This window comes from Chryseobacterium arthrosphaerae (genome assembly GCF_001684965.1).
Classification (GTDB): Bacteria; Bacteroidota; Bacteroidia; order Flavobacteriales; family Weeksellaceae; genus Chryseobacterium; species Chryseobacterium arthrosphaerae.
This window is the reverse complement of the sequence record NZ_MAYG01000031.1, coordinates 41,269-64,526: the sequence shown is the minus strand read 5'-3', so window position 1 is coordinate 64,526 and position 23,258 is coordinate 41,269. Positions and strand designations below refer to the sequence as shown.

Annotated in this window: 22 protein-coding genes; 4 read left to right on the top strand and 18 right to left on the bottom strand. The window is 38.4% G+C overall.

Annotation, left to right across the window (positions count from 1 at the left end; translation table 11 throughout):
• Window positions 1–86: 86 nt before the first annotated feature.
• From BBI00_RS21295 to BBI00_RS21265, 7 genes are all read right to left on the bottom strand, one after another.
• Window positions 87–1,736 carry a DNA repair protein RecN gene (locus BBI00_RS21295; protein ID WP_065400849.1) on the bottom strand — a complete coding sequence of 550 codons (1,650 nt, stop codon included), beginning with the start codon at window positions 1,734–1,736 and terminating at the stop codon, window positions 87–89.
• Between the two features lie 300 nt (window positions 1,737–2,036).
• Window positions 2,037–2,210, bottom strand: coding sequence for a hypothetical protein (locus tag BBI00_RS23460; RefSeq protein ID WP_165602573.1), 174 nt, complete (start codon window positions 2,208–2,210; stop codon window positions 2,037–2,039).
• A 165-nt stretch (window positions 2,211–2,375) separates the two neighbouring features.
• Complete coding sequence (porD, locus tag BBI00_RS21285) at window positions 2,376–3,281, bottom strand: type IX secretion system protein PorD (protein WP_065400847.1); 906 nt, start codon at window positions 3,279–3,281, stop codon at window positions 2,376–2,378.
• Between the two features lie 113 nt (window positions 3,282–3,394).
• A complete protein-coding gene (coaBC, locus tag BBI00_RS21280) occupies window positions 3,395–4,600 on the bottom strand; it encodes a bifunctional phosphopantothenoylcysteine decarboxylase/phosphopantothenate--cysteine ligase CoaBC (protein WP_065400846.1) in 1,206 nt (401 codons plus the stop codon).
• Window positions 4,601–4,722: 122 nt separating this feature from the next.
• Entirely contained in the window at window positions 4,723–5,046 is a 324-nt protein-coding gene (locus BBI00_RS21275; RefSeq protein ID WP_027372958.1) for a DNA-directed RNA polymerase subunit omega, read from the bottom strand.
• Between the two features lie 42 nt (window positions 5,047–5,088).
• Window positions 5,089–6,084 (bottom strand): outer membrane protein assembly factor BamD, encoded by a 996-nt coding sequence (locus BBI00_RS21270; RefSeq protein ID WP_065400845.1) that lies wholly within the window; start codon window positions 6,082–6,084, stop codon window positions 5,089–5,091.
• Between the two features lie 103 nt (window positions 6,085–6,187).
• The gene (locus BBI00_RS21265) at window positions 6,188–6,817 is read right to left on the bottom strand and encodes a TetR/AcrR family transcriptional regulator (RefSeq protein ID WP_065400844.1); all 630 of its coding nucleotides are present in this window, start codon (window positions 6,815–6,817) and stop codon (window positions 6,188–6,190) included.
• Between the two features lie 97 nt (window positions 6,818–6,914).
• Between BBI00_RS21265 and BBI00_RS21260 the strand changes: the two genes are divergently transcribed.
• The 4 genes from BBI00_RS21260 to BBI00_RS21245 all read left to right on the top strand — a co-directional run bounded on the left by BBI00_RS21260 (window position 6,915) and on the right by BBI00_RS21245 (window position 9,477).
• Window positions 6,915–7,541, top strand: coding sequence for a TatD family hydrolase (locus BBI00_RS21260; protein ID WP_065400843.1), 627 nt, complete (start codon window positions 6,915–6,917; stop codon window positions 7,539–7,541).
• Entirely contained in the window at window positions 7,534–8,259 is a 726-nt protein-coding gene (locus BBI00_RS21255; RefSeq protein ID WP_065400842.1) for a tRNA threonylcarbamoyladenosine dehydratase, read from the top strand. The genes BBI00_RS21260 and BBI00_RS21255 overlap by 8 nt, the downstream gene beginning before the upstream one ends.
• Window positions 8,259–8,630: a ribonuclease P protein component gene (gene rnpA / locus BBI00_RS21250; RefSeq protein ID WP_065400841.1), complete on the top strand. Its 372-nt coding sequence runs from the start codon at window positions 8,259–8,261 to the stop codon at window positions 8,628–8,630. Before BBI00_RS21255 ends, rnpA begins: the two co-directional genes overlap by 1 nt.
• A gap of 247 nt (window positions 8,631–8,877) precedes the next feature.
• The gene (locus BBI00_RS21245; protein WP_065400840.1) at window positions 8,878–9,477 is read left to right on the top strand and encodes a DUF4126 domain-containing protein; all 600 of its coding nucleotides are present in this window, start codon (window positions 8,878–8,880) and stop codon (window positions 9,475–9,477) included.
• On the opposite strand, the gene BBI00_RS21240 is transcribed toward BBI00_RS21245, so the two are convergent.
• From BBI00_RS21240 to BBI00_RS21190, 11 genes are all read right to left on the bottom strand, one after another.
• Complete coding sequence (locus BBI00_RS21240) at window positions 9,474–10,580, bottom strand: tetratricopeptide repeat protein (RefSeq protein WP_065400839.1); 1,107 nt, start codon at window positions 10,578–10,580, stop codon at window positions 9,474–9,476. The two genes, BBI00_RS21245 and BBI00_RS21240, sit on opposite strands and share 4 nt — an antisense overlap.
• Window positions 10,581–12,881 (bottom strand): hypothetical protein, encoded by a 2,301-nt coding sequence (locus BBI00_RS21235; protein ID WP_065400838.1) that lies wholly within the window; start codon window positions 12,879–12,881, stop codon window positions 10,581–10,583. It lies immediately after the preceding gene.
• A 1-nt stretch (window position 12,882) separates the two neighbouring features.
• Window positions 12,883–13,434: an LptE family protein gene (locus BBI00_RS21230; RefSeq protein WP_065400837.1), complete on the bottom strand. Its 552-nt coding sequence runs from the start codon at window positions 13,432–13,434 to the stop codon at window positions 12,883–12,885.
• A gap of 55 nt (window positions 13,435–13,489) precedes the next feature.
• Window positions 13,490–14,782, bottom strand: a complete 1,293-nt coding sequence (locus BBI00_RS21225; protein WP_065400836.1) for a sigma-54 interaction domain-containing protein — start codon at window positions 14,780–14,782, stop codon at window positions 13,490–13,492.
• A gap of 36 nt (window positions 14,783–14,818) precedes the next feature.
• Entirely contained in the window at window positions 14,819–15,616 is a 798-nt protein-coding gene (locus BBI00_RS21220; protein WP_065400835.1) for a tetratricopeptide repeat protein, read from the bottom strand.
• A gap of 262 nt (window positions 15,617–15,878) precedes the next feature.
• Window positions 15,879–17,315 (bottom strand): tRNA (N6-isopentenyl adenosine(37)-C2)-methylthiotransferase MiaB, encoded by a 1,437-nt coding sequence (gene miaB, locus BBI00_RS21215; RefSeq protein WP_065401011.1) that lies wholly within the window; start codon window positions 17,313–17,315, stop codon window positions 15,879–15,881.
• Between the two features lie 191 nt (window positions 17,316–17,506).
• Window positions 17,507–17,926: an energy transducer TonB gene (locus tag BBI00_RS21210; RefSeq protein WP_065400834.1), complete on the bottom strand. Its 420-nt coding sequence runs from the start codon at window positions 17,924–17,926 to the stop codon at window positions 17,507–17,509.
• Window positions 17,927–17,941: 15 nt separating this feature from the next.
• The gene (locus BBI00_RS21205; RefSeq protein ID WP_065400833.1) at window positions 17,942–18,421 is read right to left on the bottom strand and encodes a hypothetical protein; all 480 of its coding nucleotides are present in this window, start codon (window positions 18,419–18,421) and stop codon (window positions 17,942–17,944) included.
• A 138-nt stretch (window positions 18,422–18,559) separates the two neighbouring features.
• Window positions 18,560–20,293 (bottom strand): thiamine pyrophosphate-dependent enzyme, encoded by a 1,734-nt coding sequence (locus tag BBI00_RS21200; RefSeq protein ID WP_065400832.1) that lies wholly within the window; start codon window positions 20,291–20,293, stop codon window positions 18,560–18,562.
• Between the two features lie 253 nt (window positions 20,294–20,546).
• Window positions 20,547–21,749, bottom strand: coding sequence for a diaminopimelate decarboxylase (lysA, locus tag BBI00_RS21195; RefSeq protein ID WP_185116330.1), 1,203 nt, complete (start codon window positions 21,747–21,749; stop codon window positions 20,547–20,549).
• 261 nt (window positions 21,750–22,010) lie between these two features.
• The gene (locus BBI00_RS21190; RefSeq protein ID WP_065400830.1) at window positions 22,011–23,234 is read right to left on the bottom strand and encodes a 3'-5' exonuclease; all 1,224 of its coding nucleotides are present in this window, start codon (window positions 23,232–23,234) and stop codon (window positions 22,011–22,013) included.
• Window positions 23,235–23,258 lie beyond the last annotated feature (24 nt).

The window sequence follows — 23,258 nt, the reverse complement described above, 5'->3', positions numbered from 1 at the left end:
ACAGAAAACGTTACAAATTTCCCACGAATATCATTCTATCATCAAAGAATAGACACAGGAATCATTAAAAGTTTGCGGTTCAGGCTCTACCCTATAAGCTCTTTCGCCTGCGCCAAAGCTGCTTCAGTGATTTTACTTCCGGAAAGAAGCTGTGCAATTTCATTCAGTTTTTCATCATCGTTCAGAGGGATGATGGTAGATTGTGTTCTTCCCGCAATGTCCTGCTTCACTACTTTATAGTTGTCATTTCCTTTTGCAGCCACCTGTGCCAGGTGAGAAATCACGATCAATTGCATATCGGCAGACATTTCACGCATCAGATTTCCGATCTCTTCGGCTACTTTACCGGAAACTCCGGTGTCAATTTCATCTAAAATAAGGGTAGGAAGCTCATCACTTTCTGCAATGATTTTCTTTACGGCAAGCATTACTCTTGATCTTTCACCTCCTGAAATAGCAGTCTGAATCGGCTTTAACGGGAAACCGGAATTGGCCTGGAATAGCAGTTGGATATTCTCTTTTCCAAATGGATTGAACTCCTGAACATCCTGCAATTCTATATCTACTTTTGCTTTTTCAAGTCCCAGTTTTTTTAGAAGGTTTTCTGCTTTTTTTATAAAGACAGGAATATTTTTTTTGCGGTTTTTTGACAGTTTTTCAGCAAGAACCTGTAACTGCTTTTCTTTTTCAGCAATACTTTCTTCTGTTTCTGTAATCTGTAATTCCAGCTCGGATGCTCCTTTCTGATCACCGGCCAGCTGGTTTCTGATTTCTATCAGTTCTTCAGGATCCGAAACATTATGCTTCAGGAACAAAGCATTGATTTTATTATTAAGATCTGTAAGATACAGTAAATTTTCAGGATTGATCTCAACCCGCTCGGCCTCATGTTCCAGCTCGGAAATGATATCTTTTAATTCCACAAAAGAGGTTTCCAGCCTTTGATCAAGCTCTGCAAAGCTGGCAGAAACCCCGGAAATCTTCGAAAGCTTGGCTTTAGCTTCATTAAAGAAAGAAAGAATTCCGATTTCCTCCTGATGAAAGCGGGACAAGATCTGCCCAACATTTTCTGAGATCATGCCTGCATTTTCCTGAATGGAAAGCTGGTTCTTAATATCCTCAAAATCTATATCATCAAGCTTCAGCTCTTCCAGCTCATTGAGTAGAAATTCTTTATAATCACTTTCTTTATTGGCTTCTGAAAGCTGTACCTTCAACTTTTTAAGGAGGACCTTCAGGTTCTGAAAGTCAGAAAATTGCTGCTGATATTCTTCGATGATCTTTTTATTTTCGGAAAGTCCGTCAATAATTTTAAACTGATATTCTGAGGTAAAAAGATTGGAGGTTTCAAACTGGGAGTGGATATCGATCAGCTGGGAAGAAAGTTCCCGGAGAACATCCAGCGTCACAGGAACATCGTTGATAAATGCCCTGGATTTCCCTGAAGGAAGGATCTCTCTTCTGATAATAGTCTGATGCTCGTAATCCAGGTCATTTTCGATGAAGAATTTCTTAAACTGGTTGTTAAGATTAAACTCAGTTTCCACCACGCTTTTTTCTTCCGCTTTGGCAATGGATTTTACATCAGCTCTTTCGCCCAAAATCAGGCGAAGGGCTCCTAAAATGATAGATTTTCCTGCTCCTGTTTCACCGGTAATGACCTGTAAACCATTTTTCAATGATACATCAAGGGTATCAATCAGAGCAAAATTTTTAATGTAAATTCTCGAAAGCATTGATAAATGACGGATTACTTTAAATGCAAATATAGAACTTTAGAAATCAGTATTCAATAGTCAGGGTATGGCAATCCTATTAAATTTTTTAAATCCCTTTATTGAAAGAGAAATTCCCCTTCACAGATCCCTAAATGACAATCTCTTTTACCGCGAAATCATTCATGTTATCTTAATACTGATCCAAAAAATAACCCTTACAGCTATTGAAGGCTTTAAGGGTTACTTTAAAATTATAGCCGTAACCGGAAATTTTTCCTTTCTTCATACGGCTTTATCATTATGTTTCAATACAGATTATTAAACCATGCATGTACAATCCCTGTTAGGAGGATAATATCCTATACATGTTCTTACGCCATCCTGATTTGACCACAGGCAGCAGCCACTGCATCCGTAAGAAATCGGGCCACTTCCTAAAATATTTTTTTGCTGGTCTCTGGTAAGCTTTTGTGCTTTGATTTTTGTTTTCATACTAATTATTATTTAAAATTTGGTGCTAATTAATGAATCCTATTATAACAAATATAGAAAATAATATGAAATACATATAAAAAAATCAAAATCCTGCAGCAGGAATGGTGATCATTTTATTTATAAAAACAAAGAACCTCTGTGCGAAAGATCATAGACAGATGCCTAGACCTTCCATTTATTCCACTTATTATCAATATTTTTTGGAGAAAGGATGATCATGGTCTGCTTTAAATCGTTAAGCATCAGGCCTCCATTATTTCCGGAATTGAAAATATTGAAGATCTCATCACTTTTGGTATCCATGAAAAGATTGAAAAAGAATGCCTGCTGAAAGGAGTTTTCATACATTTTCAACTGCATCAGGGCATCAAAGATCACTTTTTTCCCGGCAGTCTGATCCTGGTTGAAAAGATTATCCAGCCCGGCTCTGTGATAAGTATAAATTGTAGAGCGTAACTGGCTCCAGTTCGGGTTGATAATTTCATTGATCAGGATGGTACGGCTTCTCGGTTCGTTGATGGTATTCCAACCTTCATAGTTTCTGTTCTGTGAATTCTGAGCGATCTGCTGGGCTTTTGCAAACCACTGTGTTCCTCCCATTGACTGAAAACTGTCTGCATCATAACCCAGAATAAGGTAAATATAGAAGCTGATCACATCGGTAAGGTTTTTACCTGAAAACTGTCTTTCGTTGAAGATAAGGTTTTCATTTTCAATATATTCAAAAGCAAATCTCTGATCCTGAAGATTCAGCAGAGGGGTTTCATAGTTTGTATTATAAACCGGACGTACTGCCTGAACAACAATGGACCCCTTGAATTTGTTCACGTCTCTTTCTGAAATAACAATGGCAAATCCACATTTGATTTTTTCAAAATTCTGAAGTTTTTTCCCGGTCCAGCTCGTGTTATTGATGAAATCCCTGAGACTTTTCTCCAGTGCTTTAAAAGCCTGCTGGTTACTCCCTCCTATCTGCTGGGAGTTTACCTGAACTGTAGCAAGCAATTCCTGGGAAAAACTTTGAGTATACAGAAAAAACAGAAAAAATAAACTTATAATTTTTTTCATATGGAGACTTATTGTTTTTTAAATGACGTGTGTAATCGTAATTTATTCATAGATATCTGTCTTTCTCACGATTTCATTGTCTATTAAAAATTGAGAACGGAAATTTATTAAAATTATTTTAAAAGTTGAGACTCAACAAAATTGAGAATATCACGGGCAACATCATCTTTAGATTTCAGGTCGAATTCTTTTTTTTCTGTTTTGGTAAATATCTTGATTTTATTGGTATCATTTTTAAATCCGGCTCCTTCATCCCGCAGGGAATTCAGGACAATCATATCCAGATTTTTCTTTTCCAGTTTTCCTTTTGCATTTTCTTCTTCATTCTGGGTTTCCAGGGCAAATCCTACCAGAAACTGATGGGTTTTCTTTTCGCCCATTGTTTTAAGGATATCCGGATTTTTTACCAGTTCAATGGTAAGGTTATCATCATTTTTTTTGATCTTTTCTTTGGCCACTTCTTTCGGGGCATAATCTGCTACGGCTGCACTTGCAATTCCGATATCGACTCTGTCGTAAAACTCAAATACTTTCGCCAGCATTTCTTTAGCGGAAGTCACTTTATGCAATTCCACATTGGGATCGTTTAAAGTCTGAACGCTTGGTCCTGAAATAAGAATCACCTTTGCACCTCTCTTTGAAGCTTCCTCAGCAAGGGAAAAGCCCATTTTTCCGGAAGAATGATTCCCGATAAACCTTACAGGATCAATCGCTTCATAAGTGGGCCCTGCTGTAATTAAAACAGTTTTTCCTTCAAGGCTTCTGGTCTGTACACCTTCAGCAAAAAATCGTTCAACAGTAGTAAAAATAGTGGCAGGCTCTGCCATCCTTCCCTGTCCGGTCAGACCGCTTGCCAACTCCCCGCTTTCTGCCGGGATTACGGTATGGCCGAAGCTTTCTGCAAGCTCCAGGTTCTTTTTTGTAGAGGGATGCACGTACATATCCAAATCCATTGCCGGTGCGATGAAAACCGGACATTTTGCAGACATATAAGTAGCAATAACCAGATTATCGCAGGCACCGTGAACCATTTTAGACAGGGTGTTTGCTGTACAGGGCGCTATAATCATCACATCAGCCCATAATGCCAGTTCCACATGACTGTTCCACGTCCCGTTATCGCCATAAAAGTCTGAGTAAACAGGCTTTTTAGACAAGGTAGACAAGCTCAGTTTTGTTACAAAATGTTCTGAATCGGGTGTCATTATCACCTGTACTTCTGCTCCTTTTTTCACAAAATCCCTTATCAGAAAATGAATTTTGTAGGCTGCAATTCCTCCGGAAACGGCGATCAGTATTTTTTTACCGGAAACACTCATTTAGTTTTAATTTTTTGAAATACTAAAATACTTATTTTTTCGCACAATCAGGCTTTAAAACAGCAAAGGTCATAAAAGAACTTCATTCCTTTATGACCTTTGTTTATAAAAAACACAGATGATTACTTTCTGTCTTCTGTTTTTCTGAAATAGATATCTTCGTTTAACCATTCTTCAATAGCAATTGAAGTTGGCTTTGGAAGCTTTTCGTAATGTTTAGAGATCTCAATCTGCTCTCTGTTTTCGAAAACCTCTTCTAATGTAGAATTGTGAACGGCAAATTCATCCAATTTGTTGTGAAGTTCCGTACGGATCTCCGCATTGATCTGCTCTGCTCTCTTTCCCATGATAACAATAGCTTCATAGATTGAACCTACTTTATCTTCAATCTTATCTTTGTCGTAAGTAATAGTATTTACTTCTGCTTTTGTATCTTTTACACTCATTTTGAGAAAATTATTTTTATTTTAAGATGGCAAATTTACGAATTATCTTTGAATTTTGAAAGTCGCTGCAGGAGGAGGGGTCTTAAGTGCTGCACTGTCCCTCTGCATCTGCTTTGCCTGCTTTTCATGACTGATCTGATCTTTGATCTGCTGTTCGGTTTTATTGGCTTCAGCTAATTTTTCGGCCTGTTTTTTCTGTTTTGCATTTAATGCAGCCATTCTTTCTTCTGTCTGCTTCTTCACCACAGCGAAACTCTGTTTTTCTTTCTCCAGTTTTCCTCTGAGATCTACAGCAGATTTTGAATATTCTGTATTTGGCAGTTCTTTCTCTACCAGTTTTGTATAAGTTAAGGCACTTTCAATACGCTCTTCCTTAAGATTATAAACAGATTTCATCGCCAGCTCGTAACGGGATTTCATGATATAATCATAGATCTTCGGACGAAGTTTTGTACTTGGGAAGTCTTCCAGTACATTTTCCAATGCTACGCCTGCAGCTTTGTAGTCCCCCATTTTAAAGTACTGACGTCCGTTTTCGTATGCTTTAAATTCTAGTTTATAAGCCAGCTCATCAATAAGCTGGGAGATATTTTTAGATCTTTCAGAATTCGGATAATTGGTCAGGAAATCCTGAAGTTCATTAATAGCCAATTCGGTACTGGACTGATCCAGGTTATAATCCATAGATCCTTCATAGTAGCACAACGCAGACATATAAGCTGCTTCTTCTGCTCTCGGATCTTTTGGGAAATTCACTGCAAAATTCTTAAACTGATGACCGGCCAGCTTATAACTTTTGTCATAATAGTTGGCATATGCGGTATTGAAGCCTACATTAGGAAAATCATCTGTTCCTGCTACAAGATTAGCAAGTCTGTCATAAAGCGCCAATGCATTTTTCCATTTTTTCTTAGCAAAGTTTTCATTAGCCGCTTTTAAGATAAAATCTTTGTCTGCACTTCTCATTGCTCTTTCCTGCTGGCTTACACAAGATGCAATCACTGCTACAGCAAAAAGACCTAAAATATATTTTTTCATATAAAAAATTCAACAGTTTTCGGATTATACAGCCGATTTACTAATTTGCAAAAATATAACTTTTTTGTCAATAGATTTTTTTTTATGAATATTTAACGTAATTTTAGTCTGCAGCGTATCCCAAAATGGCAAAAACGCTTAATAAAAGATTCATTCTCACCTTTTTTTCGGCTTCTTTGTTGTAAGTCTCTTCATTTTTACTGGGAACATACAGTTCATAAAAGTTTTTATTCCTGATCACAAATAATGTGGAACCGATAATCATGGTCAGAATATCTTCAGGCTTCGGAGTGAAGGTGAAAACTCCGGAGGCAACCCCTTTTTTAATGACTTCATCCAGTTTCTTCACAAATAGCTGATAAAAATCCAGCAGTTCATCTTTCAGATTTTCTGTATGGCGGAGTTCCTGGGTCACAAATCCGTGGAAATAATTGTACTTGAACAGCTGGGAAACGATATACTTGATCATTTCACGCATCTGCATTTCAGGTTTTCCTTCTTTAATGGTGTCGGCAAATTCTGAAAAGTTTTCTCTGGTCTTCAGAACCCTGTACTGATAAAGGTAAGACATCATTTTCTCTTTAGAACCGAAGTAATAAGAGATCATGGCGACATTAATGTTTGCCTTGGAACAGATATCCCTTACAGAAGTTCCTTCATATCCTTTTTTTGCGATCAGCTCTTCCGCAATATCCAATATGTGAATCTGTTTTTCCGTAAATTTTTTTTTCATAAAGTGCAGTTTGAGTAAAGTTAAGAAATTTTTAACAGATTTATAAACGATCGTTTAATAATTTTTACATTATTTCCGGAAAAGATTATTTTTGAAAATGGAATTTTTTGATTTTCATCACCATAAGAAATACATCAGAAACGGAATTTACAATCTGGATACCGAAGGAATTCCACCGGATTTTCCGTATTCTATAGGAATTCACCCCAAAGATATTGCGGCAGATGATCTGGAAACGCAGTTTTCGTGGATGAAAGGTATGATGTTTAACAACTGCTTTGCTATAGGAGAATGTGGGCTGGACTCTCTTGTTCCTGTGGACCAGAAAATTCAGGAGGAGGTCTTTTTAAGACAGATCAACATCGCAAATGAGGTAAAAAAACCCATCATCGTACATTGTGTCAGAAAATTCTATGAAGTTATTTCTTTTAGGAAAAAAGCCAGCCAGCCGATGATTATCCACGGTTTTAACAAGAAGCAGCGGATTGCATCAGATCTTTTAGCCAATAATTTTTACCTGAGTTTTGGAAAAGCTGTTTTGTATAATTTATCTTTGCAGGATATTTTAAAAAACACCCCCCTGAATCAATTCTTTTTAGAGACTGACAATGAAGATTTTAACATCGAAGAACTGTATGTAAAGGTTTCGGAAATAAAAGGAATTACTTTGGAACAACTGAACGAACAAATTTTAGACAATTTACACACGATAAAAAATGGATAAATACTGGCTGGAGAGAACGGAACTTCTGATAAAGGAAGATGGATTGGAAAAGCTGATCAGGGCCAATGTGCTTGTAGTTGGCCTGGGCGGGGTAGGTTCTTTTGCCGCAGAATTCCTTGCCAGAGCCGGAGTAGGCAATATGACGATTGTGGACGGTGATACGGTAGACATCACCAATATCAACAGACAGCTTCCTGCTTTACATTCCACGGTTGGAAAACATAAGGTGGAAGTAGTCGCAGAAAGACTGCTGGACATCAATCCCCAGCTGAACCTCATCAAAATCAATGAATTCCTGAATCCTGAAAGGATGGATGAAGTTCTTGATTCCGGAAAGTTTGATTATGTTCTTGACTGTATCGACAGTGTAACTCCAAAGATCTGCCTGATAAAATCTGCCAGAAGGAGAAAAATCAAAATTGTAAGTTCAATGGGTGCCGGGGGAAAAACCGACCCGAGCATGGTGATGGTAAGAGATATCAGCAAAACCCACAACTGTTTCCTTGCCAAACAGGTCCGAAAAAGGCTGAAGAAGGAAAAGATCAATAAAGGTTTCCGATGTGTATTTTCTAATGAAATTCAAAAGGAGGAAAGCCTGAAAATGACTGACGGAAGCAACTTCAAAAAATCATTTTACGGTACTATCAGCTTTATTCCTGCTATTTTCGGATTGTATGCTGCTGCTGAAGTGATCAATTATTTAGTGAAAAAAGATTAATGCAGAATTCCAAATATCCCAGAGCGGAAAAGCTTAAAAAAAATACAGAGATCAGTTTACTTTTTGATAAAGGTAAATGGAGAACTTCCGGAAATCTGAGAATCATTATACTGAAGGATAAACCTACTGCTCCTGTAGAGGCTACCAAGTTCGGGGTTTCAGTTTCTAAAAGATATTTTAAAAGAGCGGTACACAGAAACCGCATCAAAAGGCTGCTGAGAGAATGCTATCGGCTGAATAAGGATTTATTTCATGAAGCTTTTGGGAAAAAGACTCTTGCAATGCTGTTTTGGGTTTCTTCAGAGATGCCTCCCAGGCTTCAGGATGTGGAAGCTCAGTTTATCAGGCTTTGTGAGACCCAGAAAAAATAGGCTTTCAACAATTTTCATTTTCCAATCACGGATGAGACAGATCAATCTGTAATGCGCAACCAAGACACTTATGTAATTAATTGAAAACCAATAAATAAACTGATTTTTCATTAATTTTACCGACTCAAAGGTTTTTATTCTTCAGAAAATATAATTCTGTTGAAATTAAGCACTATACCTTGTAAATCTATTCTGTTCTCATATACTTTTTGTACTTTTAGGGAAAACAATAAATCTGAAAATTAAAATGTTAGACAATATTCCCTATCTTTCTTATGTACTGAGTGCATTTATAGGCATCGGATTAGCTGCTGCAACAGGCTTCCGGGTTTTTCTGCCCATGTTTATCGTAAGTCTTGCTTCTTATTTCCATTGGATTCCGATGAATGAGCATTTTGAATGGCTTTCAGGCCTGCCTGCCCTTATAACGACAGGAATTGCAACGGTGGCTGAAATTCTTGCCTATTATATTCCTTTTATAGATCATTTACTGGATACGGTTTCTATTCCTATGGCTACTGTGGCGGGTTCTATCCTGTTTGCAAGTCAGTTTGCAGACCTGGGTACTTTTCCTCAGTGGGCTTTAGCATTAATTGCGGGCGGAGGAACTGCGGCTACCATCAGCTCTGGTTTTGCAGGAATACGGGCTGCTTCTACCGCAACCACGGGAGGTCTTGGAAATTCTGTAGTGGGAACCACTGAAACAGCCGGTGCAGGTATGATGACTGTTCTTGCAATGGCAGCACCGATAATAGCAGCGATTGCAGCCATTATTTTACTTATCCTGGTTATTGTCTACGGACGGAAAGCATGGAGGAAACTGCGAAAAAGAAGTACGGGACATTAGTTTTTACACTTCAGGTCTGCCCCGGGATCATCCCTGGAAATCAGCAGACGCACTCTTTCAGCATTTTCAGGGGATTTCAGCTGGCAATAGTAATTGAATAACAGATTGAAAAGTTTTCTGTTCTGTTCAGGAATCAGCGCTTCATATTTTTTCAGGGCAATCAGAGCTTCTCTATTTCTATTGAGCATCTGAAGATATCCGACGCATTTTAACAGCAATCCTGTTTTTTCCGAAGGTTTTAGCAATAGCTCTCCATTCTCATCTTCATCTGCTTCAAAAGCTTTTTCCGGGGTAATACTTTCAGCATACTGGAGTGCTTTGTTGATTTCTGCTATTGCTCTGTCATTCTGTTTTGTGAGAAGCAGCACCTGAATTTTCATGCTTTTATACGTACTGATATCAAAATCTGATATACCTTTTCCTTTTTCTGCCCTCAGAATGACATTAAGGGTTTCTGTATATTTTTTTAAAGAGAATAAAATCTGGGCTTTATTGAAAAGAGCCAATGGGTTGTCCGGGTCTGTAGCTAAGACTTTATTATATATCTTTAAGGCTTCCAAACTCTTTCCTTCAGCGGTAAGATTGGCCGCTTTATCAAGCATTTCATTGTGATTTTCCTGTATGGCAGGTTTTCCGGAAAGATATTCTGTAATCAGAGGAATAAATTCCCTCATCGTTTCCTGATAATATTTCAAACAATCTGCATCCCTTTGAGAGCCGGGCTTTCCACCGGATAAAAATTTATCAAAAGAGTGTGCTTCAATTTCAACTTCAAAAATTCCTTTGCTATAGTTTACCAATACGGAACCGAAGAAGCTACAATATTTATCTTTCGTATTAATTTTTTCAAAAGATGCCGATGCAACTATTCCGGGAAGCGAATTATAAGATGATCCTACCGAATTCCACCCGTTATGCATCAATAGTTTTGACTGAGGCAGTTCATGCAGTCTGCTTATTGAAGTCTCTTCACTTAAATGCTTTACAGAAATTGTGGTTTCATATTTAAATATATTGACCGGAAATTCTTCATCAAGCCTTATCTGAGCTGATGAAAGCGATAAAAAACCCAACAGAAACAGATATGTCAGGTATATTCTCATCTATTTACCGCTTTTGCTATCATTGACATCTTTGATCTTCGCATTGAAATAGTCTGCTTTTTCAGGATATTTTTTCTTTAAGATCTCAAATGCTTTAACTGCCTTACTGTATAATTTCTGCTCAAAATAAAGGTTAGCCAGCGTTTCTGTCATCAGGTGGGAAATGTCATCATTCTTTTCTTTCACCACATAGGTACTTTCTTCTTTTAACTGACTTATTTTAGGATTGTTCTCAATGAAGTTTTCAATCGCTTTTTCTTTAATGACTTCTTTTTCCTTTTCAATTTCTTCTGTCCTGTCGATCTTCAGCCAGCTTTGCCATGTATTGATAAATCCTAGAACGTTACTGTCAGCCAAAGGTTGGGAAGGATTTTTCATTGTAATCTCCTGAGCCGGATTTTCTGCCGCAGGTTCTTTTTTATTTTCCTTCTGCTTTTCTTCAACACTTAAACTTGAAATATCTGTTCCAAAGAATGAGACATTCATTACAGGAACTTCTTCATCTTTTACAACAGGTATTTCACTTTCTGTAAGATGGTCTGTATTCTGAGCCTTATCTGCAGTGTCAGAAACTTCTTCTGCAGCTGGTATCATTTCTTCCTCAGAAGCCTCTTCTGATATTTCAGCTACTTTATCTTCAGTTGGTATGACAGGTTTTTCATCAGCAGCGGGAATTTCTTTCGCCGTCTCCCCTGATACAGAAGACTGACTTTCAACTGTTTTACTGATTAAAGAATCAGGCATATTAGACTCAACGCTCATTGGCTTCCAGGTTGTAGTCTGAGTTTCCGGAATCTCTTCTGTGATAATTTCTTCTTTCGGTTCTTCAGCTGCCGCCGGTTCCGGTTTCTGAGCCTGAACTTCAGACTGTTCTTCCTGTACCGTTTCTTCTGTTTTTACTTCTTCCGACGCCGGAGATTCTTCACTGTTGGACCAGAAATGGAAGCTCTGGGTTTCTGCAAAGCTGATTTCATGATCCGGCACTGATTCTGTTTCTTCTTCTTTCTGAGGAGCAGATTTCGTTTCCTTCATCTTTTTTTCAACTTCTTCGATCAGGCGTCTCATTTCCTCCTCATGTTTATTTATACCAGGGGTAGGCTGAGAAATTTTAGCTGATTGGGAGATTTCGTCGCTGGAAGTCTGTATTTTAACATCCGGAAGGAAAGTTTCCGTTCCATGGAAGCTTATTTCAGCGTCAGATTCTTCTGCCTGCAGTGCTGTTTCCGAAGCGGAAATTTCTTTATTTCCAGTAACGGGTTCAGCATCTGACGGCTCTTCACTTGTATTGTCTTCAATTGTTACTTCGGGAAGTATAGATTCTATCTCCTGAAAGCTGGTATTGTCTTCCTGTTCTACTTTTGTTTCTTCCGGCCCGGATGAAATTTCATCTTCGTTAATAACGATTTCCGGAGTAAAGTTTTCACCTGCATTTTCTTCAGCATCCACTTCCGGCAGTGTAGATTTCGCTTCGTGAAGGGTTACATTCTCTGTTTTTTCCTCCCCGGATTCAGACGAAACCTCATCTTCGTTATCAGCATTTTCCGTATGAGTATTTTCTCCTGCATTGTCTTCAATTTCCACTTCCGGCAATAAAGGTTCTACTTCCTGGAAGCTAACATTTTCTTCCTCTTCTACTTTTGCTCTTTCAGATTCAGATAAAATTTCATCTTCATTGATAACCGTTTCCGGGCTAAAGTTTTCGCCGGTATTTTCATTTGTTTCGGCCTGAATTTGCTCTGTATTTTGAACAGGTTCTGCTTTTTGGGTTACCAGTGTTCCTGATTCCAAAGTGGATTCAATATCTATTGTTTCAGAATTTTCTTCATCCAGGAAGTTTTCTTCTCCTTCAAACAGAATTCTGTTTCGCTCTCCGTTCACAAAGACAGGCTTTACATCGTGCGATATTGGCAATATGCAAGCATTTACCTCTTCTTTAGCTTTCTCTTCAGCGGTAATCTCCTCTTCTCTTTTGATAGGGAATGCTTTGCTCTTATATGCAAACTGAGTTGTTTTTTCAACTGTTTTGGAAGGTTGGGCTTCCACAGCAGGTTCCTTTTTGGTTTCCTGCCTGATCTTTCCGTTGATCAGCTGGTAAAGAATCTTTTTATCTGTGGTATAGGCCGCCGTGACAGAAAGTTCTTTCTGATAGTTTTCTTTTTCATACAGGTGCACTCCATACAGGTGAAGCGCCCTGATATTTTGAATATAAGGAAAAGCGTGAATCTCTTCTTTCAAAAGCCCCAGGTCTTCTGACTGAATATTTTTCGGATTTTTTATTAATTCTAAAACTCTTGGATTCATCTTACCAATTCGCTACAATGTCGTTAAAAATTTTATTAATTATCCTTTCAGTAACGATTTTCACCTGTGACGTTTCGATATCATTCTGTGATAAATTGCTGTTGAAAGCTGCTTCATCAGTATAGGTTCTGTCAAAACTGGCATCAGGGCGTACTTTATTTTCATAATGCACTTTTACCGTAATTGTAAGTTTATTCTGAGCCTGCTGAATAACTCCTCCGGCAGAATTGGTCTGCGTATTGGAGCTGATCGTAGTAGGAGTGATGGAATAATCTGTAATCTCACCTTCTATCAGCATATCAGGATTTTCTTTGGTTCCCTTCAGTGTTGTTCTCTGTAAAAATCTGTTCTGAATATCTGTAGAGAACTGTTGGGATAATGTTGGGTTTACAAGGGGTGCATTATTGGGAAACTCATTGATCTGAACGGTTTGCTCGCCTTTCAGGGATGACCCGCTAAAGGAATAGCATGAATGTAAAGTTCCCAGCAGTGCAAAAAGAACTCCTGTAAGGATTGTTTGTCTGAGATTAATATTTTTGATCTTACTCCTCATTTTTCTTATTTATTTTTCCTCTTAATTAATTTCCGGGCTTTTAAAAGTCAGCCTATTAATCTTCCAGATTATACTGTTTTATCTTTCTGTATAAAGTTCTCTGCGAAATCCCCAACTCATCTGCAGCTCTGTTTCTACGGCCTTTATGCTTCTCTAAAGCTTTAATGATCAGGTCTTTTTCATTATTCTGAAGGGAAAGAGATTCCGGTCTGTTTTCTTCCACCTCAATATCTTCTATATCTTCGTAGCTGTCTTCAGGTGTTGAAATGATCGTAGGGGTCTGAACTGCCGGCGTATCATTATTATTATTTTCAAAATACAGCAAAGATCCTGAGTTTACCTGCGACTGGCTTTCCGGGGTATAAATCCTGTTGATCAGGTTTTTCTCATGATTACTCAGATCACCTGTTCCCCTGTTTTTGATCAATTCCGAAGTTAAGGATTTTAAATCATTAATATCGCTTCTCATATCAAAGAGAATTTTATACATAATTTCTCTTTCACTGCCAAAATCGTTCTGCTTTGGAGTATTTGGTGTATTCACCACCATAGGAAGGTGGGTTTCCATCGGGATATACTCTGCAAGCTTTTCTGCCGTAATATTTCTGTTTCTTTCCACAACGGTCATCTGCTCTACCAGGTTTCTCAACTGACGGACGTTGCCGGGGAAAGAATAACTTTCAATGTAATGAACTGCACTGGGCTCCAGCTCCAGCTCAGGCATTCTGTATTTTTCTGCGAAATCTATCGCAAATTTCCGGAATAATAAATGGATGTCTCCTTTTCTCTCTCTTAACGGCGGCATATCAATCTGAACGGTATTCAGACGGTAGTACAGATCCTCCCGGAATCTTCCGTCATGAATTGCTTTCATCATATTGACGTTGGTAGCCGCTACGATTCTCACATTGGTTTTCTGTACCTGTGAAGATCCTACTTTCATAAATTCCCCGCTTTCCAGAACTCTTAAAAGACGAACCTGTGTCTGTAAAGGAAGTTCTCCTACTTCATCCAGGAAAATAGTTCCGCCGTCTGCCACTTCAAAATATCCTTTTCTGGTTGCTGTAGCTCCCGTGAAGGCTCCTTTTTCATGCCCGAATAATTCGGAATCTATTGTTCCTTCGGGAATTGCTCCACAGTTTACAACAATATAAGGCTGATGTTTTCTTCTGGATTCTGAATGAATGATTTTCGGAATAAACTCTTTTCCCACCCCACTTTCTCCAATAACTAAGACGGAGATATCCGTAGGGGCAACCTGGATAGATTTTTCCAAAGCCCTGTTGAGTGCCGGAAAATTCCCGATAATTCCGAAACGGTTTTTTATGTTTTGTAACTCGTTGCTCATAAGTAAATTTTTGATTATTGATTTAATGTTAATCTTCTACAGTTCTGCAATCTGCTTTCTGTAGATTTTGTTAAAATGATGCGTATCAACATCCTTCATGACTTTTCCTTCATCATAAGGTTTTAATGCCAACATTTTCAAATCCAAATAATCTTTGTTTCTGATCTTAGAAACTTTACTTTTAAAGTATATGTTCTCAGCAAAGTCATATTCTTTGCTTTGTTTTTCAAAATTTTCGAGGGTTTTATCATATCTTCCCTGCTCAAAATAGATCACCCCAAGCTGATCATGATCAAACAGCCCTTTCACATGGCCTCTTGTAGCCAGAAGCTTTTCAATAATTCCTGTCGCTTTTTCCTTCTGTCCTAAAGCACTATAAGACATACGCTTTACGACCTCCAGACGATAATCTCCATTCAGGGATCTTCCTAAATCTTCCGGGTAATATTGCTTAAGGGTTTCAAGATCCTGAACAGCACCGCTATAATCCCGCAAAAACTGGAACCTGCACCAACCTCTGTATCCAAGATGCATTTTAGGGTCTAAGGCGACAGCCTTATCAATCAGAATCTTCCAGGTGGAAAAATCCCCGTTTTTAAGGTAAGGGGCCGCTTTCTCCATATAAGCACCGGAGAAATCCGGACAGAGTCCAATCGCCTTATCAAAGCCTTCCTCCGACTCCCCGGAACCTTGTAAATTTGAAGCCCAGTTGTATAACTCACAAGCTTTCTTGCAGTTCTCCCCCTCTACTGCATTACAGTTGACCTGTGCAATAGTATTGGTGTAAACGATAAGCAGCAAAAAGCTAAGGTAATACCTCTGAAACTTTTCCATTTTCAATTTTATAGGTTAAATACTGATAATAGCCTATTTTTAAACCTTTTATCTCTTTGGGGATTCAGACATCCGGCGATTTTGTAAAACGCAAAAGCTTATCTCCCTGTTTTTTATCCAAAACGGCTTCTTTCAGACCGGCATTCATCTGCTGAAGTCTGAAGTGCCCTGTTTTCCTTCACAATTTACTAAAAATCTAACGGTAATAACCGTTTATTTTACTTTCGGAAGATAATTTTCTCCTGTATCACAAAGCTTACAGTTATTCAGCTATTCTTCCTAAAAGTGTGCCCTGAGTGTTGTCATAAACAAAAACGTCCACAATGTCACCTATTTTCTGTCCTTCCAGTTTATCGAAGACACATACGGCATTCTGGGAATTTCTTCCTTTCCACTGGTTTTCGTTCTTTTTAGATGTTCCTTCAATCAGAATCTGGTGTACTCTTCCCACATAAGATTTCATTCTCATCCTGGAAAGCTCGCCCTGCAGGGCAATTACTTCAGCAAGACGTCTCTGCTTCACATCAGCAGGAATATTGTCCTCCATTTTTTTGTGAGCCGGAGTTCCCGGTCTTTCTGAATACGCAAACATATAACCGTAGTCATATTCCACTTCTCTCATCAGGCTCAGTGTATCCTGGTGGTCTTCTTCGGTTTCATTACAGAATCCAACGATCATATCCTGAGAGAACGCAACTTCCGGAACAATTTCCTTCGCCTTTTTGATCAGGTCAAGATATTCTTCACGGGTATGCTGTCTGTTCATGGCTGCAAGCATATTATTGCTTCCGCTCTGTACAGGTAAGTGTACATATTTACAGATATTATCATGTTTTGCCATCATTCTGAAGACCTCCAGACTCATATCCTGAGGATTGGATGTTGAGAATCTGATTCTCATTTCAGGAACCGCTTTGGCTACCAGATCAAGCAACTGTGCGAAATTCACTGCAGTGGCTTTCTGCATTTCAGAAGCTTTTGCAAAATCTTTTTTGGGACCACCTCCATACCACAGGTAAGAGTCAACGTTCTGTCCCAAAAGGGTAATTTCTTTATATCCGTTATTGGCAAGATCTTTACATTCGTCAATAATTGAATGCGGATCACGGCTTCTCTCTCTTCCTCTGGTAAACGGAACAACACAGAAAGTACACATGTTATCACAACCTCTTGTAATGGTTACAAAGGCTGTTACTCCGTTTCCTCCTAAACGAACCGGGTTAATATCGGCATAAGTCTCTTCTTTGGAAAGGATTACATTGATCGCATCTCTTCCATCATCCGTTTCTTTCAGAAGGTTCGGCAGGTCTCTGTAAGCATCAGGCCCCACTACAAGGTCTACCAATTGCTCTTCTTCCAGGAATTTTGTTTTCAATCTTTCCGCCATACATCCAAGAACCCCCACCGTCATATTCGGTTTTTCTTTTTTAAGGTTTTTAAACTGGGAAAGACGCATTCTTACGGTCTGCTCAGCTTTCTCACGAATGGAGCAGGTATTTAACAGGATAAGATCGGCTTCTTCGGCCTTCATTGTTGTATTATATCCCTGTTCGTTAAGAATGGATGCAACAATCTCAGAGTCAGAGAAATTCATCTGACAGCCATAGCTTTCTAAAAACAGTTTTTTAGAATTCTCAGGTCTTTCTGCAATGGCAAAAGCTTCGCCCTGTTTTGTTTCGTCTATATATTTTTCCTGCACGATAATCAATTTAGGGTTCGTAATTTGAAATTACGAACAAATGAGTCTGCAAAGATACAAAATATTGTGACAGAATGGCAGGAGATTATTTTAACAAAATGATAAACTCAACACTGTCTTTTTGAAGAATTAATATTGAATTGTAAAAAACTATTTTTAGTTAAATTAAATCGATCAACTGCAGTATTTTTTTAATCATGATCATAGGTATTATTACTAAACCTGATTTTCATAATAGCTTTGGAATCAACCGGAACACCGCTTTTGGTAGCAGGACTCCATTTTCCTTTTACCTTTTTAAGGGCATACTTCATATCATCTACAAACATTTCATTGTTTCTGAACTTAGGAAGTACATCCAACTTATCAATTTTTCCTTTTGAATTGATATTAAATATAAAAGTGACTTCGCCCTGAATTGCATATAAAGCAACATCTACATAAGCATAGACCATATTCAGGAACTCTTTTCTGAAAGCCTCTTCTCCACCCGGAAATTCTGCTTTCTGAAAATCGGAGCTATTCTGATATTGGTACTCAGCAGCAGCTTGCTGCGAAAATCCTTTACCGCTTAACAGCAATAAAGGTAAAATTAAAAGAAGTTTTTTCATGGTTATAGTTTAGTTTTACATCTCTACTGATACGGAAGAGAAGTTCATTTTCACTTTGATCTGCGAAGGTACGGGATTTCCACCACATGATGCAGGAGTCCAGTTTTTCTTGATTCTTCTTACCACATACTGCATGTCATCGAAGAAGACTTCGCTATTGGCCACTTTAGGCATTCCTTTCACATCCACCACTTTTCCTTTGGCATCAAGGAACAGCGTGAATGTAAAATCTCCTGCCAATGCATAAAAATCTGAATTCAGATAGGCATACATATATTTGTTCAGTATAGTTTTGTAAGCTTCTACGCCGCCTTCATATGCTGCCGGCTTAAAGTCATTACATTTAACAGCAACCTGCATAAACGGTTCTTTAATGTCTATTTTTAAAATATTTTTATTGTTTTCAGCAATAAAAGTGTCGTTCCTTTCTTCCTGATCCTGTGCAAATGAAAAATTTGCGATACAAAGAGCCAGGAATAAAAATATCGTTTTCATAATATATGCTATTTATAAGTTCAATATTAAGCAAAGGTAAATATTTACGGGATTTCCCGAAAAGAAAAACTTCACACAAAAGTGTGAAGTCGAGCCGGTATCTAAAAAAAACAATCTTATTGGATCTTTACCCCTTGTTTATAAAAGACCTTTAATATGTTTATAGTTACTTTTTACTGTTTCAAAGACCTCATCCATCTTTCCGCCAAGCATGAGCTGTGCCATGGATTTTGTCATTCCCATTACCTGATCAAACTCAATTTTAGGAGGCAGAGCCAATGCATTAGGATTCGTAAAAATATTCAAAAGATAAGGCCCGTTATGCTGCAGACATTCTTTTATAGCATCTTCCACTTCTTCGGGTAAATGAACGTTTCTTCCCGGATATCCCATAGCCTTTGCTACCATCGCAAAATCAGGATTGATCATATCTGTTTCGTTATCCGGCATTCCTCCCACTTCCATTTCCAGCTTTACCATCCCGAGGGTCCTGTTATTGAAAACAATCAGCTTCACAGGTAATTTATACTGAAAAATAGTAGCCATATCTCCCAGAAGCATAGACAACCCTCCATCTCCGCACATCGCAATCACCTGCTTTTCCGGATGTGAAAGTGCTGCTCCGATGGCCATTGGCATCGCATTGGCCATAGATCCGTGATTAAATGACCCCAGCATTTTCCTTTTACCGGTTCCTGTAATGAACCGGGCTCCCCAGACGCAGCACATTCCGGTATCTACAGTAAATATGGCATCTTTTTCAGCAAGACGATCCAGTGTATGGGCGACATATTCCGGCTGAATAGCATTTTCCTTACCCGAATCTTTAACATATTCCAGCTGATTTTCTTTTACCTTTTCATAAAATGCCAGCTGTTCATTAAGAAAGTGAACATCAGTCTTCTCTTCGAGCAAAGGAAGGAGTGCTTTGATGGTTTCCCTGACATCGCCTGCCAGTCCCATTTCAAGTTTCGCCCTTCTTCCCAGCCTTTCCGCGCTTTCATCAATTTGTACGATCTTATTTTTTACCGGCATGAATTTCTGATACGGAAAATCTGTTCCGAGAAGAACAACCACATCTGCTTCATGCATTGCATGATAGGCGGAAGGAAAACCCAACAGCCCCGTAAGCCCCACTTCATTCGGATTATTGGGCTGAATGTCCATTTTTCCACGGAATGAATAGCCCACAGGAGCTTTTAAATGTTTAGATAATGCTATCACTTCTGCGCTTGCTGCTGAAGCACCAATTCCACAGTACAGCGTTACCTTTTTATTTCCATTGATAAGCTCTGCAAGGCTCTTCAGTTCACCATCCGAAGGCCGTATCACCGGATTGGTTTTAAAAATCTGGGCAGAGGTTGATCCCTCTTCAGCTTCCAGCTCAGAAACATCTCCCGGAAGCCCGATCACAGCAACTCCTTTTTTTGAAATGGCGTGCTGAAGAGCTGTCTGAACGGTACGCTGTACCTGCTCCGGTCTTGTGATCATCTGATTGTAATAGCTGCAATCGTCGAACAGTTTTATAGTATTGGTTTCCTGAAAGTAATCCATTCCCATTTCGTCACTGGGAATGGTAGAAGCAATGACCAGCATAGGAACATGGGAACGGTGTGCTTCATACACTCCGTTAATCAAGTGAACATGCCCAGGACCACAGCTTCCTGCACATACCGCCAGACCGTCCAGTTCCGCTTCTGCGGCGGCTGCATAAGCCCCTACCTCCTCATGCCGAACATGAATCCATTGGATGCTGCTATTCTTCACAGCAATATTCAGATGATTGAGACTGTCTCCTGTAACGGCATAAATTCTTTTCACATTGGCATTTTCGAGCATTTCAACAATCTGCTCCGCTATATTTTTGGCCATAATAATAATAGATTTGGTGGTTATATTTCTGAAATAACTACAGCTTCAAGCTGTATTCCTATCAAATTTAACTATTTAAAATGAACCTTCCCTAGCGTTTCTATGTTAAAAAATCTGTAATTTTATGATCTGTCAAACCTAACAGGTTTTGAAAACATTAGGTTTGGTTACAAACAATCCTACTACTAAAAGTATTATATAAAACAAAACAGCCACCTGAAAAGGCGGCTGTTCATATGATTATCTCTTAAATTTACATCACGATTTCGATCTGATTTCTCAATAGATCTTCAAACTCATCTCTTTTTCGGATCAGGTGAGCTTTTCCATCCAGAAATAAAACTTCTGCAGGCTTCAGTCTTGAATTGAAATTGGAACTCATTTCGAAACCGTAGGCTCCTGCATTATGGAAGGCAAGGATATCACCTTCTCTTACTTCATTCAGTTTTCTGTCCCATGCAAATGTATCGGTCTCACAGATATTTCCGACCACGGTATAAATCCTTTCTGCTCCTTTTGGATTGGACAGGTTTTCAATCATATGGTAAGAATCATAGAACATAGGACGGATCAGGTGATTAAATCCTGAATTTACGCCTACAAAAACAGTGGCTGTAGTCTGCTTGATCACATTAGCTTTCACCAGCAGGTAACCGCTTTTCCCTACAAGGAATTTTCCAGGCTCAAACCATAATTCAAATTTTCTTCCTGTCATTTTAGAGAATTCTCCCAATACTTTTTCTACTTTCTTACCTAAAGTTCTGACGTCTGTTTCTTCTTCACTGTCCTGGTAAGGAATTTTGAATCCGCTTCCCATATCCAGATATTTCAGGTTAGGGAAATGCTCAGACAGTTCCAGCATGATATCCAAGGCCTGAAGGAATACCTCCGGGTCTTTGATTTCACTTCCTGTATGCATGTGAAGGCCTTCAACATTAAGATTGGTACTCTTCATCACCCTTTCGATGTGGCGAAGCTGATGAATGGAGATCCCGAATTTACTGTCGATATGCCCTGTTGAGATTTTATAATTTCCACCTGCAAAGATATGCGGATTGATTCTCACAAATATCGGGTAAGAGTTTCCGAATTTATTCCCGAACTGCTCAAGAATAGAAATGTTATCAATGTTAATATGAACTCCGAAAGTCATTGCTTCTTCTATTTCAGCCAGGTCAACACAGTTGGGAGTAAAAAGTATTTTTTCTTTCGGAAATCCTGCTTTTAATCCAAGTTTCACCTCATTGATAGATACACAATCTAAAGAAGCCCCCAGGTTCTTGACATACTTCAGGATATTGATATTCGTCAACGCCTTCGCTGCATAGAAAAACTTTGTGTGTTTCAGGAAAGAAGATGTAAGTTTCTCATATTGAACTTTGATGGACTCAGCATCGTAAACATACACGGGGGTGCCAAACTCATTGGCAATCTTTAATAATTCTTTTGAATTCATAATTTCATTTTAACATAAAAAAAGGCAGATTCTTAGAAAAAGAGCCTGCCACATTAATTATTTTTTATGCAAGACAAGTCTTTTAAATATTCCAAACCTTAGAGAACTTTACAGCTCCCTTTTTACCAGTTTTATTTTGTTTAAAATTTTGCATTGCTTCTATTTATTTTTTGCAAAAATACTATTTATTTTTTTATTGTAAGACAATTGATTTGAAAAGCCGCTTTTTCAGTACTCAATTGGTGAGGGATAATCTTCCTGTTATTTTGGTAATGGTAAGGTCTCAAAATCACCACGAAGTAACGCCAGCTGCAATTCATTGTTCAGATCAGCAGAGAATAGGGGAAGATCAATTTTGAGCTTAGCCAGCTTACTCAAAGTCTGAATCTGGGTAAACAATTCGTAAAAACCAAAGGATATCACTTTTCCGTTTTCAATGATCAGGAATAATTTTTCACCCAGTTTTCTTCCAGGCCCCAGCCAAAGCTCATTTCTTTTTCTGAATTCAATCTTTTGTCTCAGGACAGCAAAATCATTATATTCTTCCAGTGCTCCTATAAACTGAACTGCTTTTGTTCCCTGGGTGAATGATCTGAATTTCAAGGCCGGTTTCTCCGTTTTATTGAGTGTATTTTTCTCAACAACATATTTATTGTTCCTGAAGTAAAGCCCGAATGGTAAAATCTCTTTCTTTTTAATATTTTTAGAATTCAGGATCAGCTTGGCAATAATATCTGTTCCCGTAAGTTCATAGTTAATCTGCTCGACCCCTTTTTGAATCTGTTCCCATTTTTTTGATTTGGAATTGAAAACTTTTTTTGAGAATTTATTGATATCCTGCACATAATCAGAAAACATAATTCTTCCCACCTCATCCTGAAAATAGACAAATCCTTTTTCATTGGGCAGATCCTGGGTAAGTTCTTTGATCTTATTGATGTAGGTTTTCGCATTAGACTCTTCGTGCTGCTTCTGAATAATCTCATTTTCGGTATCCTTTGAGATCAGAAGTTTGAAAAGTTCCAGTGTAGCCCTGGCATCCCCTTCGGCCCTGTGATGGTTAGTCAAAGGGATCCCCAAAGATTTCACCAGTTTCCCGAGAGAATAGCTTACTTCATCAGGAATTAATTTTTTAGCTAACGGAATTGTATCTAAAGTATTGATTTTAAACTCATAACCAAGCCTACTGAAGGATTGGCGCAGCATTCTGTAATCGAAATCAATATTGTGTCCTACCAGGGTAGTATTCTCCGTAATCTCAATGACTCTTTTGGCAATTTCATGAAATTTCGGAGCTGTTTTGACCATTTTCGGGGTAATGCTGGTCAGTTTCTGTACAAAAGGAGTAATATCACTTTCAGGATTCACCAGCGATATAAACTGGTCTGTAATTTTCTGACCATCATATCTGTAGATGGCAATATCTATAATGCATTCATTTCTATAACCTGCACCATTACTTTCTATGTCTATAATTGAATACATTTATTTTCTGTTAACTGCTGTTTT